Origin of the sequence: Actinopolyspora mortivallis (assembly GCF_003001495.1) — a bacterium.
GTDB classification, from domain to species: Bacteria; Actinomycetota; Actinomycetes; order Mycobacteriales; family Pseudonocardiaceae; genus Actinopolyspora; species Actinopolyspora mortivallis_A.
The window spans coordinates 1-16,588 of sequence record NZ_PVSR01000054.1 but is presented as its reverse complement, the minus strand read 5'-3'; the positions used below and the strand labels follow the sequence as shown (position 1 = coordinate 16,588).

Annotated in this window: 14 protein-coding genes and 1 pseudogene; 3 read left to right on the top strand and 12 right to left on the bottom strand. The window is 67.6% G+C overall.

The window, feature by feature from the left end:
* Positions 1 to 557 (top strand): TNT domain-containing protein (locus CEP50_RS18595; RefSeq protein WP_146134860.1); only part of this gene is annotated, 557 nt, incomplete at its 5' end.
* 84 nt (positions 558 to 641) lie between these two features.
* Here CEP50_RS18595 and CEP50_RS18590 read toward each other — a convergent pair.
* The 3 genes from CEP50_RS18590 to CEP50_RS19980 form a co-directional block, all read right to left on the bottom strand.
* A complete protein-coding gene (locus tag CEP50_RS18590) occupies positions 642 to 1,112 on the bottom strand; it encodes a universal stress protein (protein WP_258175409.1) in 471 nt (156 codons plus the stop codon).
* A 387-nt stretch (positions 1,113 to 1,499) separates the two neighbouring features.
* On the bottom strand, positions 1,500 to 1,796 hold the full coding sequence (locus tag CEP50_RS18585; protein ID WP_106115220.1) for a hypothetical protein: 297 nt from the start codon (positions 1,794 to 1,796) through the stop codon (positions 1,500 to 1,502).
* Positions 1,797 to 2,462: 666 nt separating this feature from the next.
* Complete coding sequence (locus CEP50_RS19980) at positions 2,463 to 3,134, bottom strand: hypothetical protein (protein WP_146134859.1); 672 nt, start codon at positions 3,132 to 3,134, stop codon at positions 2,463 to 2,465.
* Between the two features lie 367 nt (positions 3,135 to 3,501).
* On the opposite strand from CEP50_RS19980, the gene CEP50_RS20185 reads away from it, so the two are divergent.
* Positions 3,502 to 3,648 carry a hypothetical protein gene (locus tag CEP50_RS20185; RefSeq protein WP_181188452.1) on the top strand — a complete coding sequence of 49 codons (147 nt, stop codon included), beginning with the start codon at positions 3,502 to 3,504 and terminating at the stop codon, positions 3,646 to 3,648.
* A 1,079-nt stretch (positions 3,649 to 4,727) separates the two neighbouring features.
* Here the strand turns inward: CEP50_RS20185 and CEP50_RS19975 are convergent.
* The gene (locus CEP50_RS19975; protein WP_146134858.1) at positions 4,728 to 4,943 is read right to left on the bottom strand and encodes a hypothetical protein; all 216 of its coding nucleotides are present in this window, start codon (positions 4,941 to 4,943) and stop codon (positions 4,728 to 4,730) included.
* A gap of 571 nt (positions 4,944 to 5,514) precedes the next feature.
* The gene (locus CEP50_RS19970; protein ID WP_146134857.1) at positions 5,515 to 5,784 is read right to left on the bottom strand and encodes a hypothetical protein; all 270 of its coding nucleotides are present in this window, start codon (positions 5,782 to 5,784) and stop codon (positions 5,515 to 5,517) included.
* A 597-nt stretch (positions 5,785 to 6,381) separates the two neighbouring features.
* Between CEP50_RS19970 and CEP50_RS18575 the strand changes: the two genes are divergently transcribed.
* Positions 6,382 to 7,293: an SDR family oxidoreductase gene (locus tag CEP50_RS18575; protein WP_106115218.1), complete on the top strand. Its 912-nt coding sequence runs from the start codon at positions 6,382 to 6,384 to the stop codon at positions 7,291 to 7,293.
* Positions 7,294 to 7,349: 56 nt separating this feature from the next.
* Here the strand turns inward: CEP50_RS18575 and purH are convergent, their stop codons facing one another.
* The 7 genes and pseudogenes from purH to CEP50_RS18545 all read right to left on the bottom strand — a co-directional run.
* Positions 7,350 to 8,918, bottom strand: a complete 1,569-nt coding sequence (gene purH / locus CEP50_RS18570) for a bifunctional phosphoribosylaminoimidazolecarboxamide formyltransferase/IMP cyclohydrolase (RefSeq protein WP_374957109.1) — start codon at positions 8,916 to 8,918, stop codon at positions 7,350 to 7,352.
* Positions 8,919 to 8,960: 42 nt separating this feature from the next.
* Positions 8,961 to 9,515 (bottom strand): annotated as a pseudogene (gene purN, locus CEP50_RS20950) (phosphoribosylglycinamide formyltransferase); the annotation flags it as partial.
* 320 nt (positions 9,516 to 9,835) lie between these two features.
* On the bottom strand, positions 9,836 to 11,311 hold the full coding sequence (locus CEP50_RS18565; protein WP_106115216.1) for a cell division protein PerM: 1,476 nt from the start codon (positions 11,309 to 11,311) through the stop codon (positions 9,836 to 9,838).
* A 141-nt stretch (positions 11,312 to 11,452) separates the two neighbouring features.
* Positions 11,453 to 12,286, bottom strand: coding sequence for a DUF5336 domain-containing protein (locus CEP50_RS18560; protein ID WP_106115215.1), 834 nt, complete (start codon positions 12,284 to 12,286; stop codon positions 11,453 to 11,455).
* A 271-nt stretch (positions 12,287 to 12,557) separates the two neighbouring features.
* On the bottom strand, positions 12,558 to 13,442 hold the full coding sequence (sucD, locus tag CEP50_RS18555; protein ID WP_106115214.1) for a succinate--CoA ligase subunit alpha: 885 nt from the start codon (positions 13,440 to 13,442) through the stop codon (positions 12,558 to 12,560).
* 12 nt (positions 13,443 to 13,454) lie between these two features.
* The gene (gene sucC / locus CEP50_RS18550; protein WP_106115213.1) at positions 13,455 to 14,621 is read right to left on the bottom strand and encodes an ADP-forming succinate--CoA ligase subunit beta; all 1,167 of its coding nucleotides are present in this window, start codon (positions 14,619 to 14,621) and stop codon (positions 13,455 to 13,457) included.
* Between the two features lie 163 nt (positions 14,622 to 14,784).
* The coding region (locus CEP50_RS18545; protein WP_308729385.1) for a hypothetical protein at positions 14,785 to 16,588 on the bottom strand (1,804 nt) is incomplete at its 5' end.

The window sequence follows — 16,588 nt, the reverse complement described above, 5'->3', positions numbered from 1 at the left end:
GTCAGATGTGTATAAGAGCCAGGCCCGGAGCCGTACCTCCCCCACAGGCCCGGCCGATGCCTCCGAACGCGCCGGGCGCTCCCCAGCCGGGGCAGCCCCACCCGGCACCGGTTCCTCCGTCGGCCCCGAACGGCCAGGTTCCCGGAGGACAGCCACCCGGTGCACCGGCCGCACCTCCCCCGCGCACGGCTGGTGACCAGCCGATCCAGCCCCTGCGGGGGGAGCCGCCGCTGACGCTGTACCGCAACAGGCAGACCATGATGTTGCAGCCGGGCGCGGAGCTGGACCGGTTCGGCGAGCCGGACGGCAACGTCATGTACGCGATCCGCACGCCCTACAACCAGCGTTCGCTGCCTCCCCAGTGGGCGAGCCGCAACTACTTCGCCTACCGGGTGCAGCGCCCCGTCCAGGTGCTGGGCGGCACGGCGGTTCCGTGGTTCGAACAGCCCGGAGGGGGCACGGCCTACGTGCTGCCCGCCTCGGTCAACGAGCTGCTCGCCGACGGCACGCTGGTCGCGCTGTCGGGCAACGAAGCGGCACGCCCCCCGATGGAGTAGCGGGGATCCCCTTCCCCGGTGCGCGGGGTGGCTACCGGGCGAGCCGCCGGGCCACCCCGCCCGCACCGTGGCTGAGGGCGGCGGTCACGGCACGACCACGACCGGCCTGACCGCCTCGACCACGAGCGTGGCCGGCACGGTGCCGAGCAGGCCGCCACGGCGGCGGGAACGGCCGACCACGATGAGGTCGGCCCGGTAGTCCTCGGCCACACGCTCCAACCCGACAGCCGGATCCCCCCGGTGGTGGACGAAGTCCCAGTCGGTGTCGACCCCTTCCAGGTGGGTGACGAGTTCCCGCTTCAGATCGGCCACGAGGCTCTCGGCGGCCTCGCTGGCCACGGCCACCCCCATCGGGGACCAGTAGGCCACCCCGCCCACCGCTTCGACGTAGACGAGCACCAGACGGGAGCGTTCCCGCCGGGCCAGTCCGGCCGCCCACGCCGCGGCGTGGAAACTCGCCGGGCTGCCGTCCATTCCCACGACGATGCCGCCCAGCCCGTCCTTGCCGATCTCGAAACTCGGCTCCGTGTTCTCCGTGGAGTCGTTTTCGGCCACGCCCGGATGGTAGTCGGCGCGCACGGCCCGATCGTGGCGGTAGGACATGTTCGACATTCGGCACGAACGGGAGGTTCCCCCGAACGTCCGAAGCCGTTCGGCCGGGAGCCGCGCTCGACAGCGCGGGAATCCGGCGACGGGCGACCGCGAAACACCCCGTACAAAACACGGTCGCCCGCCTCCGGCGGCACCCGCACGTCGCTTCGGACGTCCACCCCGCATCGGACAGGACGCCGGGTGACCGTCCGGAAGGTACCGCTCGTGCCGTATGGGAACACGACACGTCCCCCGACACGGTGGCCGACCCCCGACGTCGGCCACCGTGCTGTTCGAACTGATGTTCGAACATCCTCAGTAAACCGCATCCGACACCGCCGGTCAAGTTGATCATCCGAAAGGGGGAATGTGCTGGTCTACAGCGGACAGTTCGGGGGCTGAGTTGCACTCGAACAGGATTCCCCGCTGAGCCATCGGATTGTGGGCACCAGGTCGGGATCGGACCGACAGCGGACGAGCGAAGGGACCTTTGGTTCGACAGCGTCGATCGTGATCCGCGACCGGCGAGGTCGCGAGGTCGGTGCCGAATTCGGAGACGTATTCGTAGACGGTGGAGCGGGACACGCCGAGCAGGCTGGCTATGGAGGCCACGATGGTGTCAGGCTCGATGAAGTAGGGCGCGGCCATGGGGGTGTCGAAATTCTCGTGGAGTGAGATGAATCCGATGTCACATATGGCGGAGGCCGCTGACGAGAGGGAACAGCTCGCAGCTCGGCGAGGTTGCGGCCCAGTCGGAGAGCTGCAAGACGACGAGGGGGTCGCCGTCGAGGACGAAGAGCGGACATGGTGATGGTCGTTGGCGGGCGTCTTTCACGATCGAGAATGTTCCCCGCGCGTCCGGTCGTTCGGGCCAATGGGGTATTTCTCGGTTACGGCGATGAAAGATTCAGAGTCATTCACATCGCGCGTCCGGAGTCAAACGGTACGGTTCATCCTGTTTATGAATCAACACAGGACGAGTTCCTCCGGTGTTTCAGGAGGATTGCAAATCAAGGAACCCAGGAGCCGGACAAGAACTTTCCGAATACACGGACAAGATATAAGCATACCTACTACGTAGACACGCCTTGGGGATCGATGCCGCAAGTTGCCTCCATGGTTGTAGACAATGCTGGTGGGTTCGTCTACACCATGTGGACCCCTCCAAAACAGATCCTTCTCCGAAGGGAGCGACTGGGCGGGTTGCGCCGGACCAGGGCCAGCAGGTCCGGAAACAACGACTACCTCGTAGCCTCCGCCCCGGAGGGCCGACGAACTCTGATGTTCGTCGGCCCTCGTCCCCTTTTCGCAAGGCTAGCTGCGCAGATCGAGCAAACTATGGCAGAAGGTGTCCGGGGTTTGGCGTTCGTGAGCACTCCACAGTGCGGGTACGCCATACTGGAGCTGGTCCATAAGATCGGAGACGAAGACGGTGTTGACGGGGATATCAAGGTCGACGCCGATCACGCCTGCGTCACCTGGAGTGACGACGTACAACCGAAACCATTCTGGATGGTACCAGGAGAACCCTGCTAGCCTCGCTTTCTCCTCCGCGGGGAGCGGAGCAGGTCCGCCGGCCGCCGTGAGCAGGGTGGAACGTAGCGAGTCGGGGGGTGTGTCCAGCAGCGGATCGTTGAGGAAGGTGCTGCTGTCGAGCACTGGCGTATCGTGCAGGTTTCCTACGGTTTCCAGGGTATCGAACCGTGAGCGGTCGTGTTTACGAATACTCTCCGAACGACGGAGAATGTATACAACGTCGTTGTATCCGAGAGGCTCTCCGTGAGAGCCCTTGAGTGGGATCTGTAGCGCATACCGCCACGCGAGCTGGTTATGCGGCGTCAGACCGATCCAGACGAGGTTGGAGGATACACGCACAACAGCGCACACGGAAGCGCCAGCACCTTGTACGATACTCATCGTCAACGGCGTTAGGTCACGAACCAATGCCAGGTAGGCGGCATCCTGGTGCAGTGTCCGTTCGGCCACGTTACACCCTCCTGCAGGGCGTTGTGAGATTTCCGTAGTGCTCTCCGTACAAGAGCACTGATCCCAGCGCTCTGGATCACTTCTAACAGATCGATCAACGTTCGTGTTCGATTGCAGTCAGCTGACGGAGAGGTCGCAATCCGTTGAACTGTGGTGGAATGAAAGTGTACTTGCCGTGCACGCTGAGGTGCGTACCCCGGTGAGGGAGACGAGACGCGTCGGTATCGTCGGCAGGATAGCCCTACTCACGCGGTTGCCGTAGCGCCGCGAATCCGAACTGCCCATGGCTGTTTCCCGACCGCCGCGCCGGTCAACCACTCAACCCCGGCAACCTGCTACCCGAGGTCAGGAAGCTCAGAATCCCTGAATGCATCAAGAATCGCCACACTACGCCAGCCAAGCATCAGCACACGTGATCGCCCAAGCACTCGACTCCCACGACGTCACCACCCACCACCACAACATGGCCGGCGGCGCCACCTGGATGACCTACCTCATCATCCACTTCGTGTGATCACCCAAACTCCTCACCAGAGGGATTCAAGTCACTCGATTACGGTAGTTCACCAGTTTCAAACCTCAGTTCGCTCGATCGCGAGAGCTCACCAGATCCGTAATCCGAATACCAGCCTAAAATCGATTTAACCATCCGTTCGAGCGACTTGCCGAATAGAGGATCAAAAGGATATCAACCATCCTTGAAAAAGTGAGAAAAAATGAATTTGTTACATATCAATAGCAATTTCAAACCTGATTTGGATGCTATAGGTCAGGACCGCGTTGCCGTATCGCGGTATCGGAAGTCCGGGCGTGAGAAGGGGATTGGGAGTATGGGATGGTGTGGGAAGAGTCGGCGAGTTGGGCCCTTGGTGCTCGCGGTGATGGTGCTCGTTGTGATACTTACTCCAGGTGGGGTAAGCACCGGTGCCACGGAGTCCCGAGCTGTCGTTCGACAAGACGATGCGCGGATCCCCTCAGCGATCGCTGAGGGAAACCCGCCTGAGATGTGAAGAATGGCTTACACGTTCTGGCGACAGTCATTGGGCTCGGCACCATCGTGGACGACTGTGACACATCCGGGGGCTACCCGGCGAATTTTCCTCGTACGTTGGCGTGCCGACTGGCAATCGCTACACATCCCCGACCATTAACAAGTACTGGTTTCGTGGGCCGAATTCGGGTGATGGCACCGACACCACGGTGGGGATTCGATGGATCGGTGCCCGGGGGAATAGGTTCGGGGCTGGGCGGACGAGAATTGTGCGCAGGGACCTCGGCAAAGATTCACCAAGGCACCGGACGGTGGTGCGCGGGTTCTGTACGAGTACGATGTGGTGTCCTCGAGAGTGTTCACCGGCGATCTCGACAACTCGTCCAAGGTGCAGAGATGGTTGGATGACGTGAACCATCGAGGTCCGTATCGGTTCGTCGTTGATTTCACCCACTCTCCGCGCAGCGCGGTGTACTTTACCGCCGATCATTACTGCACCTATTGGAGAGTCTCGCTGTAGCCGTGAGGTACGAAGGGTCGTGTGAGGGTGCCGGGGAAGGGGATGACCGGATGCAGTGTCAGGCCCTTCCTCGGGCCGGAAGTCACGTGTTGGTGTGCAGGCAGACCAGTTGCTTTTGCGACTCGTCTTGTGGGGATTTGTAACGTGCGAGTCCGACACCGGTATTGGTCGTCGTCCCGTTGTCAATCTTCTTGCCCATGGTCCAGCTATAGCCGTCGTCGGTAGTGCTGTAGTAAAGATTCGTATCCTGCCCGGTCCCCTTGTACACGCAGTACAGCTTGCCGTTATGCTTGGTCAATGCTGGTTTGCTAAGCGTGTAGTTATCCGATGAGTACGTGTTTGACCAGTTTCCTTTCCCGCCCCAGCACTTCCAGCAGATTCTGGAGTCTTGAGCGCGACTGAAGACGATTATATCCCCAGTCTTGGAAGGTGGCCGCCGCAATTGCTCCTGGCACCGTTTGATCGTTTATGGAATATTTTTTCCAATCGGAACCGCTCCAGTAGGCGCCGCACAAATAGTTATCAGCGTTATTCTAGATACAATACAGATAATTGTTTACTACGGTCAGTGCTCCCCCCTTTTGACGAGTATCCGATTTTCTGTGCCGAGTTCCAGTTCACGCCGTCGTAGACGGTCCAGTACAGGTTCTGATTTTCCAGACCCTGGTAGACACACCATAGTTGACCGTTGTAGACGGCCGCAGCCGGTGTGGTGTCGCTGAGCTGGCCGGGGATCGTTTTGTCCCGGCGCCAGCCGACGGGGGCTCCGGTGGTCTGGTCCCTGGGTTGGGGATCGTAGTAGGTGTAGTAGAGTTGATTATCTCCAGATGCCCCCGTGCGCAGGCAAAATAATCGGTAGTTGTAGACCACTAGCGCGGGGCCGCGTTGCTTTGCCGATTGGGAAATCCGACATCCACGTTCCAGCGATTGTTGCCCTTGTCATCGGGGGTGTTCACGAACCACGAGAGTTCCTCGGATGGCGTTTCTGGGGTTTCAGGGGCTTGGCCATCATAGCGAGGACGGGGGATCAGCATTGCCGGTGAGCACCACGGCGAGACCAGCCACACTCCGTATTGGGTGGTCATCTCTTTGACCCAGTACTGCTGGAACGTCACCGCCCAGGACAGCACATCGGCCATTTTCTTGAGAACGATCAGTTTGAATAGTTCGAAAATTGTTCCCGCAGCTTGTACAGGGTATCGGCGGCGTCCTTGTTCAACAGTAGTTCAAAACCCCACCAGTAGGTTTTGATCTCTACCTTCGCGTCCTGCAACGGTTCACTGACCAGCGCGATGAAGGACTATGGTTCCGGACGGCGGACCCCACTGCTGTGAAGTGTCCCGCCTCGCCAAGCTGGGAGGAGAGCGGCGGCGACGTGCTGAAAGTCGACCAAGTCAGAGCCTTTCCGGGCGGAGTGGTTCACGGCCGCAGCGGTTGACGATGACGGTGCCCAGGTCACCGCTCTGACCCGCTTCTGTGCAAACCTCATGATGTCACTACCACCGTCAGAACACAGCCGCAGCGGAACTTGAAAAAAGTTACCCATTGAGCCACATCCAGTGATCAACCGTACACAGCCGTCCTCGAATTCAGGTCCTCCGATTATGAGGGCTCACCGAGCTCACCCCCGGAACACGGACGCCCCGTCCGGAGAACACCGGTTTCCGTGTTCCCCGGCGGGGTCCGGACGTGCTTTCCTCGACACGGACACGACGCCGAACACGACGGTGACAACAATGACCGACCAGCACCGCTACCTGGTCCTCGGCTCCGGAGGATTCCAGGGAGCCGCCGTGGCCGGGAAACTCGGAGCCGCCGGACACGAGGTACGCGGCTTCACCAGGGGCGGCGCCCCCTCCGCGGCGACGAACACGGTGTACGGGGACCTGGCCGATCCGGACGCGCTGCGGCGGGCCTTCGAGGGGATCACCCACGCCTCGGTGGTGCTCCCGCTGGTGTTCGACCGGCAACTCGTCGAAACCTACGCCACCAACATCGCCACCGCCGCCCGCCGGGCGGGCCTCCGGCGGCTCGTGCACAACACGAACCTCCCGCTGCCCGCGGAGGTCACCCGCCACGACGTCTACGAGACCAGGCGGATCGCCGAGCGGATCCTGCGCGACAGCGGGGTGCCCGTCGTGGTGCTGCGCCCGACGGTCTACCTGGACAACATCTTCAGCCCCTGGAACGGGCCCGAGCTGGTGAACCACGGGGTGCTGTCCTACCCCTTCGCCCCGGACCGGAAGGTCGCCTGGCTCTCGCACGAGGACCTCGCCACGGCCACCGTCGCCGCGTTGACGCGGGAGGACCTCGAACACACGGTGCTGCCGCTGACCGGCGGGCAGGAGGCGACCGGCCCCGAACTCGCCGGTCTGCTGGGCGCGGAGCTGAACGAGGAGGTCACCTTCCGGCCACTGACGGCCACCGGGTTCGAGGCCATGCTGCGCGGCCCGCTCGGTGCCCGCACGGCGGCCGGGGTGGCGGGCATCTACCACTGGCTGGACGAACACCCCGACTCCGAGCTGTTCCGCGCCGACCCGACCGCCGAGCGGGTCCTCGGATTCCGCCCCATCCCCATCGCGGAGTGGGTACGCACCCGGCCCTGGCGGATCTGGAGGGAACCGCCGGAGGACGGCTCCCGGCGGTGACCCCGGGCGCACCTCCCGGGGTCCCGCGTCTCACGAAAAGCGCCTCGGCACGGTCCTCAGTGGGCGAAGTGCCTGGTGCCGGTGAGGTAGAGCGGAACGCCGGCGGCCGCCGCCGCGGCGGTCACCTCCTCGTCCCGCACCGAACCACCGGGCTGCACCACGGCACGCACCCCCGCGTCGATCAGCACCTGCAAGCCGTCCGGGAACGGGAAGAAGGCGTCCGAAGCCGCCACCGCCCCACCGGCGCGGTCCCGGGAGCGGGACACCGCCAGCCGGGCCGCGTCGACCCGGTTCACCTGCCCCATCCCGACGCCGACGGTGGCTCCCCGGTCGGCCAGCAGGATCGCGTTCGACTTCACCGCGCGGCAGGTGCGCCAGGCGAACTCCAGGTCCCGCAGGGTTTCCGCGTCCACGGGTTCCCCGGCGGCCAGGGTCCAGTTCGCCGGGTCGTCCCCGGAGACGTCGATCTCGTCCGCGCCCTGAACCAGCAGACCCCCCGAGATCGCACGCATCTCGACCCGCCCCGGCTGCGGCGGCTGGGCCGTGAGGATACGGACGTTCTTCTTCTTCTGGAGCACCTCCAGAGCGCCCTCGGCGTAGCTCGGGGCCACCACCACCTCGGTGAAGACCTCGGAGATCTGCTCGGCCATCGGCACCGAGACCTCACTGTTGGTGGCGATCACGCCTCCGAAGGCACTGACCGGATCGCACTCGTGGGCCTTGCGGTGGGCCTCGGCGACGTCCCCGTCCGAGACGGCGATGCCGCAGGGGTTGGCGTGTTTGATCACGGCGACGCAGGTGCGCGCGTGGTCGTGCGCGGCCCGCCAGGCGGCGTCGGCGTCCACGTAGTTGTTGTAGGACATCTCCTTACCGTGCAACTGGGCCGCCGCGGCCAGTCCGGTCGCCTCGCCGCCGGAGACGTACAGGGCGGCGGGCTGGTGCGGGTTCTCCCCGTAGCGCAGCGCGCTGCGCCGCTGCCAGGTCTCGCCCATCCAGCCGGGGAAGCTCTCCTCGCTGTCGCCGGTGCGCCGGGTCATCCATCCGGCCACGGCCACGTCGTAGGAGGCGGTGTGGCGGAACGCCGCCGCGGCCAGCCGCGCCCGCTCGGCGTCGTCGAAGCCTCCCGCGCGGACCCGCTCCACGACCCACTCGTAGTCGTTCGGGTCCACCACCACCGCCGTGCTGCCGTGGTTCTTGGCGGCGGCACGCACCATCGCCGGACCACCGATGTCGATGTTCTCCACGATCTCGTCCGGTTCCGCGCCGGACTCCACCGTGCGGACGAACGGGTACAGGTTGACCACGAGCAGGTCGAACGGGGGAATGTCCAGTTCGGCCAGCTGCTCGACGTGTTCCTGCCTGCGCTGGTCCGCCAGCAGACCAGCGTGCACGCGCGGGTGCAGGGTCTTGACCCTGCCGTCCAGGGTCTCGGGGAAACCGGTGAGCTCCTCGACCGGTGTCACGGGAACTCCGGCGTCCGAGATCGTCCGGGCGGTCCCGCCGGTGGAAACGATCTCCACTCCGGCCGCGTGCAGCCCGGTGGCCAGTTCGAGCAGTCCCGACTTGTCCGAAACACCGAGCAAAGCACGCCGCACCGGTCGCTGTTGCTGCGAACTCGTGGTCACGCCGACACTCACCTTTCGTCCCCGCACGGTCCACCCGTGCTCTGCCAACCGTTGCAGCGTTCGCACCAGCGTCCGTCGTTCCTCGACCTTGATCCGCTCGTGCAGACTCCGCTCGTCGTCGTCGGGCAGCACCTCGACCGCCTGCTGTTCCAGGATCGGTCCGGTGTCGACTCCCTCGTCGACGACGAACAGGGTGCAGCCGGTCACCCGGACACCGTAGTCGAGCGCATCCCGCACCCCGTGCATTCCGGGGAAGGAGGGCAGCAGGGCGGGATGGCTGTTGAGGTAGCGACCCCCGAACCGGGCCAGGAACTCGGTCCCGACGAGTTTCATGAACCCCGCCGAGACCACCAGGTCCGGCTCGTGGGCGGCGCACTCCTCGGCGAGTGCCCGATCCCACTCCTGTCGACTCCCGTGGTCCTTCAGTCGACAGGTGAACGTGGGAACACCGGCCCGCTCGGCCCGTTCCACGCCGGTCGTCCCGGCGCGGTCCGCGCCCACGGCGACCACCCGCACCGGATAGTTCGGGTCCTCGGTGGCGTCCAGCAGCGCCTGCAACAGGCTGCCGGAGCCGGACACCAGGACGACCACCCGCATCGGGCCGGTCGGCCGAAAACTTCTGCCGCCGGACTCGTCCGGCAATACGCTGTCCCGCTCCGTGGCGGTGGGGAGTGGGGCGCTCAGTGTGCACTCCTGACGACGGCCTTGAGAATTTCCGCTTGATGCCACACGCAGACTAAGCGCCCGGTTCGCGATCACCACCGGCAGGGTCCTTCCGCAGTGGTGTGCCACGCGACGACTCCGTGCGGACGTTTTCCCTGATCCCACCGCGTGGGACACCGGGGGCGAGGAACTCCGGTCCGACGCCCCCGGGGACCTCACGCACCGCTCCGGAGGGGGGAGGCGACCCGCCGGGTTCACTCGGGCAGCGGCAGTCGCTGCCGGTCGGCTTCCTCCTCCGACGGGGAGTCCGCCTCCACGGCGGGGGCGCCGTCCTCCTCCGAGAGTGGTGGTGAGGCGCACTCCGGGGCGGATTCCTCCGACGTGGACTCCCCTGCCGCGGCGTCGTCCCACCCGACGTCGGAGGGGGCCTCCTCTCCGTGGGCGGTTCGGCCGTCCGGCTCCTGCCCGTCCTCGGCGGACTCCCCGGACGGCTCGGACCGCTCCGGCGGTTCCTCGCCGGTGTCCCCGTCCGAGGGGGCGGGAGGCGACTCAGCGAGCTCGTCGCCGTCCCCGGTGTCCCCGACCAACCGGGCCACCGGCACGGCCACGGCCGTCAGCCACCCGGTCGTGGCCAGCGCCGCCACCACGGGCCGCAACGACAGCGGGCCGTACACCCCGCCGAGACCTCCCCCGGAGACCAACGTCGCCACCAGCACGAACAGCCCCGCGCACAGTCCCGCGTACAGCAGCACCCGACTGCCGTCCCGCGCGACCGCCCGGCGGCAGCACACCCCCACCACGACTCCCGCGAGCAGCGGTGCGGACAGCACGGCGAGCACCGGCGTGGCGGGTGGTTCCTCCGGCAGCAGGCCGAACAGCGGCAGCACCGGAAGCGGCCTCTCCAGTGCCCCCGAGAACGGGGTGAGCACGGTGTCCCCGAGCGCCAGTCCCGTCCCGGTGGCGAACGTCCAGGCCCCGAACACCGCGTTCGGCACGTACAGCACCGCGAGCACGGTCGCTCCCCACCCCGCGCCCACGCTGCCCAGGGCCACCGAACGGGCCTGCACCTCCGGCAGGTTCAGCGCCAGCGCGGTGAGCAACACCGCCGCCCCGGCGGTGACCACACAGGCACAGCACGACGCGCCCACCCGCACGGCGGGCCACATGCCGCGCGGAAGACGCTGCCACAGCAGGTAGAGCACTCCGCACCGGTCCACCGCACCCGCCAGCGCGGCGGCGCAGGAGAGCGGGGCGCAGTGCAGCCAGGCCTGCGTGAATCCGGCCCGCACCGGTGCTTGCAGCAACTCCAGCGTCGCGACGCACGACAGGCCGGTCAGCGTGTGGAACCCGCCGGTGGTCAGCACCAGCGGAAGGAGCTGTCCCGGCCGGCGCAGACGACAGCGCCGGGCAACCCGTGCCGCACTCCAGGCGATCGCCACCACGAGCAGCAGGGTCGGCAGCAGCGGCAGCGCGCTCAACGGTGCCCCGTCGATCCGCAGCGGGACCCGGAACGCGGCCAGCCAGCCCGGAACGGCGGAGAGGACAACGGCCCACGAGAGCTCGGCCCGGGGGGCCGCTCCGACGATCACGGCGACCAGCGCGACCGTGGCCAGACACCCCACCACCGTGACCAGAACGGCCGCGACCAGGGCTTCCCGCACCGTGCGAACCCACCACCGGCCCGGTCGGGACTCGGCGGTGTCCTGCTGAGCGGAATCGAGTGCCCTCACACGATCGAAGGTGTCACCCGGCCCGCGAACAGCGCGGACGACGCGCCGAAAAGCTCACCCGGACGAGCGATCAAGTTCTTCCGGGCCCCGGCCCTCTCTCCGGGAGGGCGGCTGCCCGGTCCCGCTCACACCGGCGGTCCCTCACGCACCCGACCCACCGGGAGGCCGCTGGCCGGGATGGGGAATCTGCTGGGTGCCCTGCGGACCTTCCTGGGTTCCGCCGTGTTCCTCCGCCGGAGGCTGCTGCTCGTAGGGGTGGGACCACCCCTGCGGGGGTCCGGCGTACGGGTTGCCGGGCTGGGGCTGTGCCGGGGACTGCTGGGAGTGCGTCGGCGGTTGCGCCTGGGGTGGTTGGGGTTGTGCGTAGGGCGGCTGGGGCTGGCCGAACTGCCCACCGGGGGCAGCGCCCTGCTGCATCCCGCCGGAGGCCCAACCGCCCTGGTTGACTCCCGGCTGTTGGACCGGCTGCGAACCGGTCTGCGGATTCCAACCACCCGGTTGGTGGCCGGGCCCCTGCTGACCGCCGGCTCCGGGGTGGGTCACCTGTTGCGTGGTCGCGGCCGCTCCCGCCTTCGGCGGGGTCAGCAGCTCGTACTCGAACAGCAGCAGCCCCACCACGGCCACCGCCTGGAGCAGGGCGCACAACACCAGCACGATCCCCACCGCGCCGGAGGAACCGCCCACGATCACGCTCTGCAACACCGACAGCGCGGCGTAGACCGCGGCGGGAACCATGGCCACCAGGCAGGACGGCACCCGGGGAAGCAACCACATCCCGGCCAGCACGGCCACGGTGACCATCCCGAGCCCGGGAAGTCCCACCGTCAGCGCCCCGGCCGAACCGAAGAACCCGAGAAACCAGCCGACCAGTCCCAGACCGGCGGCGGCGAGCGCGAGCACCGACTTCGCGTCCGGCTCGAACCACCCCCCTCCGGTGGATCCGGACTGCTGGGGAGGGGGATAGGGGGCGGGCATGGGGAACTCCATCCTTGGCCGGGCACTCGTGTCGGGAAGGCTCCGCCGTCCCGAGGTCCGGGGACGGCCATTCGGCGGGGTCTCCCGCCTCCCGTCGGGTCCCGCTCGGGGCCGACTCAGGCCGGTCGGGCGGGAGCACGCCGACGTCTCGATCACGACGGTACCGAAACCCGAAAAACAGTCACAACGACGGCGCGCGGAAGAGACGCGGGCGCCGCCCGGCACGGTTGCTCCCCTGCTGGACGGCGCCCGGAACGAGACCCCGCGGCACTCAGCCGTCGAGAATCGACCGCATCAGCTTGGCGGTCTCGCTCGGGGTCTTGCCGACCCGAACACCGGCGGCCTCCAGGGCCTCCTTCTTCGCCTCGGCGGTTCCCGCCGAGCCGGAGACGATGGCCCCCGCGTGGCCCATCGTCTTGCCCTCGGGGGCCGTGAAGCCCGCGACGTAGCCGACGACCGGCTTGCTGACGTTCTCCTTGACGTAGTCGGCGGCCCGTTCCTCGGCGTCCCCACCGATCTCGCCGATCATGACGATCGCCTCGGTCTCCGGGTCCTGCTCGAAGGCCCGCAGCGCGTCGATGTGGGTGGTTCCGATGACCGGGTCACCGCCGATGCCGACACAGGTCGAGAAGCCGATGTCCCGCAGCTCGTACATCATCTGGTAGGTCAGGGTTCCGGACTTGGAGACCAGCCCGATCCTGCCTCCGGAGGTGATGTCGGCCGGGATGATGCCGGCGTTGGACTTGCCCGGCGAGATCACACCCGGGCAGTTCGGCCCGACGATGCGGGTGCGGTTGCCGGTGGCGGTGGCGTGCGACCAGAAGTAGGCCGCGTCGTGCACCGGGATGCCCTCGGTGATCACCACGGCGAGCCCGATCTCGGCGTCGATCGCCTCGATCACGGCGTCCTTGGCGAACTTCGGCGGGACGAACACCACGGAGACGTCCGCTCCCGTCTCGGCCATCGCCTCCTTGACGCTGCCGAAGACGGGCAGCCGGCTGCCCTCGATCTCGACGGTCTGCCCCGCCTTGCGGGCGTTCACACCGCCGACGATGTTCGTTCCGGAGCGCAGCATCCGAGCCGTGTGCTTGGTGCCCTCGGAACCGGTGATCCCCTGGACGATGACCTTGCTGTTTTCGTTGAGAAAGATTGACACGGCGCTCGCCCCTTATTTGCCCGCAGCCAACTCGGCGGCCTTGTCGGCCGCGCCATCCATGGTGTCCACCAGTGTGACCAGCGGGTGGTCGGCCTCGGCCAGGATTCGCCTGCCCTCCTCGACGTTGTTGCCGTCGAGCCGTACCACCAGCGGCTTGGCCGCCTCGTCCCCGAGCATCTTCAGCGCCTGGACGATTCCGTTCGCCACCGCGTCACAAGCCGTGATGCCGCCGAAAACGTTGACGAAGACGGACTTCACGTCCGGATCACCGAGGATGACGTCCAGCCCCGCGGCCATGACCTCGGCGGAGGCACCGCCCCCGATGTCGAGGAAGTTGGCCGGCTTGACGTTGCCGTGGTCGGCTCCCGCGTAGGCGACCACGTCCAGCGTGGACATGACCAGACCGGCACCGTTGCCGATGATGCCGACCTCGCCGTCCAGCTTGACGTAGTTGAGGTCCTTGGCCTTGGCCTTGGCCTCCAGCGGGTCCTCGGCCCCCTCGTCCACGTATTCGGACTGCTTGGACTGGCGGAACGCGGCGTTGTCGTCGAGGGTCACCTTGCCGTCGAGGGCGATGACCTTGCCCTGCGGGTCCTTGACCAGCGGGTTGATCTCGAACAGGGTCGCGTCCTCGGCCACGAACGCCTCCCAGAGTCGGGCGACGATCTCGGTGACCTGGTCGGTGATCTCAGCCGGGAACTTGGCGGCCTCGACGATCTCGCGGGCCTTGGCCTCGTCCACGCCCCGGATGGGGTCGATGGGGATTCTGGCCAGCGCCTCCGGCTTGGTGGCCGCGACCTCCTCGATCTCCATGCCGCCCTCGACCGAGGCCATCGCGAGGAAACTGCGGTTGGCGCGGTCGAGCAGGAACGAGAGGTAGTACTCGTCGGCGATGTCGGAGGCCTCGGTGACCAGCACCTGGCGTGTGGTGTGGCCCTTGATGTCCAGGCCGAGGATCGCCTCGGCCTTGCTGCGGGCCTCGTCCGGGGTCTCGGCCAGCTTGACACCGCCGGCCTTTCCGCGCCCTCCGGCCTTGACCTGGGCCTTGACGACCACCGGCCCGCCGATCTCTTCCGCGACTGCCTGGGCCCCGTTGGGATCCGTGGCCACGGAACCGGGCAGTGTCGGTATTCCGTGGGAGGCGAAGATCTCCTTCGCCTGGTATTCGTACAGGTCCACGCGACTCTCCTGCGACGTCGGTGTCGGACTCCGATAACCATATCGACCTGCGAGAACGACAGAAGCAGCGCACCCGGTGAACTCGCTCACCCCCACCCGCCCACGACCGGGCAATTCGCCCGGAACGGCGCGGTGCCGGGAACACGGAGCGGTCAAGCTCACATCAACGCCGCGACCGCCCCGCCACGACCGCCCCGAGTGCGGCCAACACCAACCCGGCCGCCGCGCACCACAGGCCGGGCCCCGGAACCGCACCGGGGATGCCCGGTGCGGTCAGCGGTGCCTGCGCGAGCCGGACCCCGAGCACGAGCGCACTTCCGGCCAGCAGTGCCGCCGCCCGTGGCCGGCGGGAGAACGGCACCGGGGCCAGCCCCGCGAGCACCACGAGCAGCGCCGCGAGCAGTCCCCAGGAGGCGATGCCGAACTCACCGAACACGCCCAGCGGCACGTAGTCGGGTGCCCGCAGCACCGGCAGGACGAACGAGGCCGTCACCAGCCCGGCCAGCGGCAGCACCACCGCGAGGAGGGAACGGTTCGGGCTGAGCTCGCTGAGGTCCACCTCGTCCCGTTCGGCCCCTCCGGCCATCCCGGCGCACACCGCCGCGGCCCCGGACAGCGGGATCGCGGCCACCGTCAGCCACGCCCCGAGCGGCATCAGCTCGGCGGAGGTGGCCCCGGCCACGTGCAGCACGATGTCCAGACTCGCCGCCCCACCCAGCGGGATCACGGCCCAGCCGACGGTCACGGCGGGGCGCAGTGCCGCTCCCCGGGCGGACAGCACGCCGAGCCCGAGCAGGGCGAACACGCATCCGGCCACCAGCAGCACCCGCAGGTCCGTGTACTCCCCCAGTCCCGCGGAGCCGTCCGGGGTGCGCAGCTGGGGCAGCAGCGCCGCGAGCAGGGCCAGCACCCCCGCCGCCGCGGCCACCACGCCGGTGAGGCGGGTCAGCCGCTGCGGTGCGGGGAGGCCGAGCTCGCCCGAACCGGCGGGCGAAGTTCCCGTTCTCCCGGAGAACAGGGCCAGGGCCAGGAAGGCGAACACGGCGAGCAGGTGGGCGAGTGTTCCCCATCCCACGGTCAGCTTCGGGTGGAGCAGGGCGGCTGTCAGCACCGGCACGCTCCTCGCGGTCAACGCGCCGGCCAGCCCCAGCAGGCCGGCCCGTGCCGTGTGGGGATCGGCTGAGCTCACCACGGAGCCGGCCACCAGGGGCACGGACAGGGCCAACAGCACCTCGCCGGTGAACACGGCGGGAGCGGCTCCGGGACCCACCCCGGTGAACAGGAAGGGATCCTCGGAGGTGAAGCGGGCGAGCAGGGAGCCGACCGCGGCGACCGCCGAGGCGCACAGCACTCCGGTGAACAGTCGCTGTCCGACGACGGGAACACCGCCCTCGGAGTTCGCCCCGCCCACGGGCCCGGGCGGGGCGGCCAGGGCGCCCGCCACGAGGAAGCCGGCCCATCCGAGCAGGTACGCCCAGGTGCCGAGGCCGGGCTCCAGCGGGTGCAGACTCCGGGGCAGGAACAGTTCCGGAGTGGGGGCCAGGGCGGGGTCGAGCAGCAGCTGCACACCGTCGAACAGTCCGCCCACCGCCACGGCGCCCGCGGCGAGCAGCACCGCACGGGCGGCGGCGGGACGCCGTTCACGCAGGTGGAACACGGCCAGGGCGGGGCAGAGCGCTCCGCACAGCACCAGCACCGGCCACGAGGGGTAGGCGGGGGGCACATCGGGCGAGACCACGCCGACCAGCGGGGCGGTTCCGAGGCACAGCGCGGCGACGAGGGCGACACCGCCCGCCACACGCAGTCGTCGGGTTCCCCGCTCGGCACCGACAAGACTGTCCACTGTAGTATTCATGTCCGATTTTCCGGGTTGACCGGACCCGACCACGGTTCCGGGTTCGGTTCCGGGCTCGTGACCGGAACGGGCGTCCACCGTGGCGACGCTAACAACCCCACCGGCCCCCGCC

Bases quoted from the DNA above. Each gene is read 5' to 3' on its own strand.
- CEP50_RS18585 (WP_106115220.1), bottom strand. From the start codon at position 1,796: ATGGCCGCGCCCTACTTCATCGAGCCTGACACCATCGTGGCCTCCATA.
- CEP50_RS20185 (WP_181188452.1), top strand. From the start codon at position 3,502: ATGCATCAAGAATCGCCACACTACGCCAGCCAAGCATCAGCACACGTG.
- CEP50_RS18575 (WP_106115218.1), top strand. From the start codon at position 6,382: ATGACCGACCAGCACCGCTACCTGGTCCTCGGCTCCGGAGGATTCCAG.
- CEP50_RS19970 (WP_146134857.1), bottom strand. From the start codon at position 5,784: ATGGCCGATGTGCTGTCCTGGGCGGTGACGTTCCAGCAGTACTGGGTC.
- CEP50_RS18560 (WP_106115215.1), bottom strand. From the start codon at position 12,286: ATGCCCGCCCCCTATCCCCCTCCCCAGCAGTCCGGATCCACCGGAGGG.